General features: G+C 48.0%; 3 protein-coding genes. All 3 read right to left on the bottom strand.

Going from position 1 to position 4,923, the window contains the following annotated elements; all coding sequences use genetic code 11:
• Positions 1–52: 52 nt before the first annotated feature.
• Positions 53–1,345, bottom strand: coding sequence for a MutS-related protein (locus ACTHMC_RS17000; RefSeq protein ID WP_440414828.1), 1,293 nt, complete (start codon positions 1,343–1,345; stop codon positions 53–55).
• Between the two features lie 6 nt (positions 1,346–1,351).
• Positions 1,352–3,673: an ABC transporter permease subunit gene (locus ACTHMC_RS16995; protein WP_440414827.1), complete on the bottom strand. Its 2,322-nt coding sequence runs from the start codon at positions 3,671–3,673 to the stop codon at positions 1,352–1,354.
• A 6-nt stretch (positions 3,674–3,679) separates the two neighbouring features.
• Positions 3,680–4,923, bottom strand: a 1,244-nt coding sequence (locus tag ACTHMC_RS16990) for a Gldg family protein (RefSeq protein WP_440414825.1), incomplete at its 5' end; no start/stop codon positions are given.

Genomic DNA, 4,923 nt, shown 5'->3' with positions numbered 1-4,923 from the left:
AAAAATTTTATCTACCGCGCCAGGGGGGCGGTGCTGGCCACACGCTGATGATTTATGATAGCTTTCTGCCATTGGCAAGCGTGTCCAGGATCCCTTCATTCCGGATAATGATCATGCCATGGCGGTCATCTGTAATGCCTTCTTCCAGCGTGTAGGTGTATTCCGGAACAGTGCCTTTCATCCGGGTAGGTAAATACTGAAAGCCGATATTGCTTTGCTGTTTCAGTGATTCACCGGCTTCCACAATATGGGATGAGATGATGAACAGGCTGTTGCGCTTGCCGGAAAAACCTTTGGTGACGGCCACTGTAGCTTCATGTGCATCTTTTACATTGGTGCCGCGGAACAGTTCGTCAAACAGGATGAACAGTGATTTCCCATGGCTCAGTTCTGTAGCCATCTTCTTCACCCTTAATACTTCTGCGTAGAAATGACTGGCGCCGATACCCAGGTTGTCAGGAAGGTTCACGGTGGTATACAGGCCGTCGAGAACAGAGAACTCCATGGTGTCTGCCGCTACGGGAAATCCCATATGCGCTACAAACAAGGCCGTGCTCAGTGAACGCAGGAGGGTGGACTTACCGGCCATGTTTGCGCCGGTCAGGAAGATCACATTCCTGTTGGCATGCATGCTCATATTGTTGCGCACGGCAGATTTGAGTGAAGGATGATATACGCCCTTTATATTCAGTATGGCATCTCCTTTTCGTAAGGCCTTTGGAAAGATGAAGCCTCTGTCTTCAGCCGTTCTGGCAACAGAAATATATACATCCATGTAGTAGAGCTGCGATAGCAATTGCTGCACACTGCTTTTGACGCTCACCCTGAACAGGGCATCGAATGCCGTAGCGGCTGCATAGGAAAGCTTGTTCTTCCCCGGTTCTTCTTTCCATACAGGCGCAAAGGCGGGGTCTGACAATAGCGAAATGATGGTTTCTCTTTCAGGTGCATAGGCGGCAGTTGCTGCCACTTCTTTCCTTTCCATGAAACCCTTTGTGATATGCAGCAGGCTGATCACGGAGGCAACGCCGTTCTGTATTTCCTTCTCGCTCATCTGCAACTGCTGCTGTTGTTCCCTGCTGCCATGCAGCAGGTATTTTTCCGTTACGTCGAAGAGGGATACATCGAAAGGGAATTTCAATCCTGCTTTCATGAACTGTGCAATGATACTGCTGCGCCGGTTGATGGCTGCCTGATCACAGAGGGGCGATCTGAACATTTCTTCCAGTACCAGTTCACCCCCGCGGGTATGGGTGTGGTTATAGATATCGTAGATACCTGTTCCGTTCTTCTTTCCGAAAATGCCCAGGTCATCGATGGTTTGGTCGTCGGTTTGTAAGTACATGTTCTGTTATTTTCTTTTTCTTCTGATCAACAGGATAGTGCCCGCAAGAAGTACAAGAGCCGGAATTATCCATACATACACGATCTTCTGGTAATGCGCTGCCCGCTCACCGATATTGAGCATTACGTCTTTATTGGGATGTTCTTTCAGAAAGACAGGGAATTTATTACCGGCCATCCAGCTATAGGCCGCAAGTATCGTGCGCCTGTTATAGGCGAATCGCATGTTGCTGGCGAAGTCTGCGTCACCGGCAATCAACACTCGTTGGTCATTTCCATTGATGTTCCTGGACAGTTTGCGGATGACAGGGAAGCTTGTTTGCCTGCTGTCTCCTGCCAACGGATCGAAAGGGGGGAGTATGGAGTCATTCACAAATGGTCCCATTTTAAGCCAGGCACTGTTAGGGTAAGTAATGGCAATGGAGTCTGATTTCCATTCTCCTGGCACTGTACCTGTAATAGTGGCTGCGCCTGGTAACAATACCTTCATTGTGTCGTCCGAGATAGTCACACCAGGTATATTGGTGACCATATTACGACCAGGTTGTGTCAGATAGGCCACTATCTTATCCGGCGTTTCATCGTAATCAGGGCGGACAAGCTGACCGCTTTTAAGTTGCATACCGAACTGTTGCAGCAGCGGATTGATAACATGCTGTTTGCCGGGCTCACCAAAGAGCATCAGGTTTCCACCCTTGCTGACGTAATTGGCAACCTTTTGTTGAACAGTATTGCTCAATTCAACTTTAGGGTCGGCAATCACCAAAGCATTTATTTTTTCCGGAATGGATTGTGTAAGAAGATTGATAGTGTCTGAGTTGAATCCCAGGTTCAGCAAACTGATGCGGTTTTTTTTGTAGGTGGTATGAAAGGCATATTCCCTTTGTCCTGTTTTATGGATATTCCTTTCCAGTGAACCGGTGCTGAAGACGGCTGCCGGCATGGGAGTGCCCAGTACCCGGTTGAATGCGGCAATTGAATGAAATTCATCCGGCCAGAAACGATTGTCCTGGAAGGTCCGCAGAAATGCGGTACGTCCCTGGAACTTCACCTGCATCACCAGCCGGCTGCATTCTGCCCGGAGGCCCTTCACGGGCTGGATCTGTGATTCGGGCAGGAACATGCCGGGGCTTGCATCGTACATTTCTATATAATCACCGGCGATATCATCTAATGATTTCCCTTTATATCGTTTGATGAAGGTGCTGTCGTCCTGCTCTGCATCATAGGCATAATAATAAACATAATTGAATTTGATGTCTGGTTTGAATCTCAGGTACGGTGCCCAGAAGTTATTGAGGTAATCAACATTCCGTGCTTCGGGCATGCCTCTTTGCAGACCATCTCCCAGCAGGTTGGTGTATAGTGTCACTTCAAGTGTGCTGTCCCTGAATTCCTGCAACAGTTTTTGTGTTTCGGGTGCAAGCGTATTGCGCTGTGTGTCGGTAGTGTCGAGATAACCGGTGAGCGCTGGCCGGGAGAAGGTATACCCGATGGTCAGTACCACTGCAATGGTGGCCAGGTACCTGCCTGTTCTTATATACCAGGGCCTGAACTGCAGTATGCCTGTCAGCCTGAAATAAGTGAATGCCATGAACATGAGAGAAACCATAACAAAGTAAATCAGGTCTTTTGTGATGATCAGTCCTTTCAGCATATTCACTGTGCGGTCCTGCAGGGAGAGGAACCAGGTAAGGTCTCTTACCAGATCATACCGTTGCCAAAGAGACCCGATGCGGCTCAGTACAAAGATGGCCATAAAGGTGGCCAGCGCAGAAACCACCTGGTAATTGCTCAGGCTGCTCATAAAGAGGCCGATAGCGGAATAGGTACATACCAGCAGGTAAAAACCGAGCAGGGCTGAAAGCAATGCCCCATAGTCCGCATTCTGGATATTTAACATGCCGGTAAGCAGGAATATGGCTATCACCAGCACCAGCAGCAGGTTGTACAACATGATGCCGGCATATTTCCCCAGCACGATCCTCCTGATGCTTACAGGGGATGAATACAGCAACGCATTGGTGCCATTGTTGCTTTCGCGGCTGATCAGTCCCATGGTCAGTACGGGGATGAAAAGGAAAAGATTCCTCATGATATTGGGGAAGAACTCTGTTTTTAAGAATATTATCTCGGTGAGAGAACCTTCATATCCGGTAAATGATGGAACGTTCTTCAACATGATGTCCTGGCTATTGGCAAATCCGTAAACAGGGTCGGTATAGAAATAGCCGCACTGCACCAGGAATACCAGTAATACAAACCAGGCGATAGGTGAGTAGAACAGGTACCGGAACTCATTTTTGGCGATACTGAAAATAACTTTCATTTTTTTTTATTTTCTTTTTCTTCGGATGAGTATTACTGTTGCGATGATGAGCACTATGGCAGGTACTACCCAAATGAAGATCACTTTTTGGATGCTTGCCTTTTGTGGCGTTAATTTGAACTGGTTGTCCTTTGCAAAGGGAGGATGGGTGTAAACAGGGAATTGATTATATACCGGCCAGCTGTAAAATGCATGCATCAGTTCCGGGTTTCCTCTCACGGTGCTCAGTATATCTGCATCTCCTGTTATGATGATCCGCTGCTCTTTGTTGTTGATCTGCCTGGTAAGTTGTACACCGGTTACACTGGAATGCTCGCGGATGTCACCCTCCCCGGGTGCAAATATTGGCGCAGCGGAGTCGCTGACCAGTTTGCCTGCTTTCAGCCAGGACCTGCCAGGATGTGTCATCAGCAATGGTTTCACTGCAAAGCCGTTGCTGTCTGAAATTGTCAGGCTGGTAACACCGGCCAGTGTTGTCAGAGAAGTGTCTGTGAATACTCCCTTTGACCATACACTCTTCCAGATTGACAATATCTTTTCTTCGGCCAGGCTAAAAGCGTTCAATGTCATATAGTTTACCACTTTATCCGGTGTTTCGTTGGCGCTGATCTGCACAAGCTGACCGTCTTTCAGCTGAATGCCTGTTCCGCGCAGGACCGGGTTCATCACATATTGCTTGCCTGGTTCGCCCAGGATGAGCATATTGCCTCCTGCTTTTATGTAGTTATGGATCTTTTCTGTTACTGCGGTGGAAAGATCCATTTTGGGATCAGCCAGCACCAGCATGGAGGTGGATGCAGGGATATCCTGAAAGGAGAGGTTCAGGGTGTCTATATCGAAACCGAGGTTGATAAGCGAAGCCTTCCTGTATTTGTCAATGGTATGGATATGGTATTCCCTTTCTCCTTTCTTGTACACACTGCGTTGTAATTCACCGGTAACAAAGAATACCTTTGGTATGGGAGTCTCCAGCAGACGGCTGAGGGAGGCGGCTACGTTTTCCTCCATTGGCCATATGGTTCCTTCTTCAGGGAATGTATACAGAAGCGCAGATCTGCCTTTATAACCCAGTTTCATCAGGCCCCGGTAATTCTCTGCCTTCAACATTGCTATTTCAGGGATCTGGTCAGCTGCTTTGAAGAGGGATGAATCAAGCTGCAGGGATTTTGCGGTCAGGCCTGCTATCTGTTTCAATGTTTTACAGGGATAGGTCTTATATATCATGTTGTCGTTGTTTCTGACAGCTTCTT

This window comes from Pseudobacter sp. (assembly GCF_051955275.1).
Taxonomy (GTDB): domain Bacteria; phylum Bacteroidota; class Bacteroidia; order Chitinophagales; family Chitinophagaceae; genus Pseudobacter.
This window is presented reverse-complemented; position numbering and strand designations above follow the sequence as displayed.

Coding starts and splice junctions, on each gene's coding strand:
- ACTHMC_RS17000 (WP_440414828.1), bottom strand. CDS start 1,345: ATGTACTTACAAACCGACGACCAAACCATCGATGACCTGGGCATTTTC.
- ACTHMC_RS16995 (WP_440414827.1), bottom strand. CDS start 3,673: ATGAAAGTTATTTTCAGTATCGCCAAAAATGAGTTCCGGTACCTGTTC.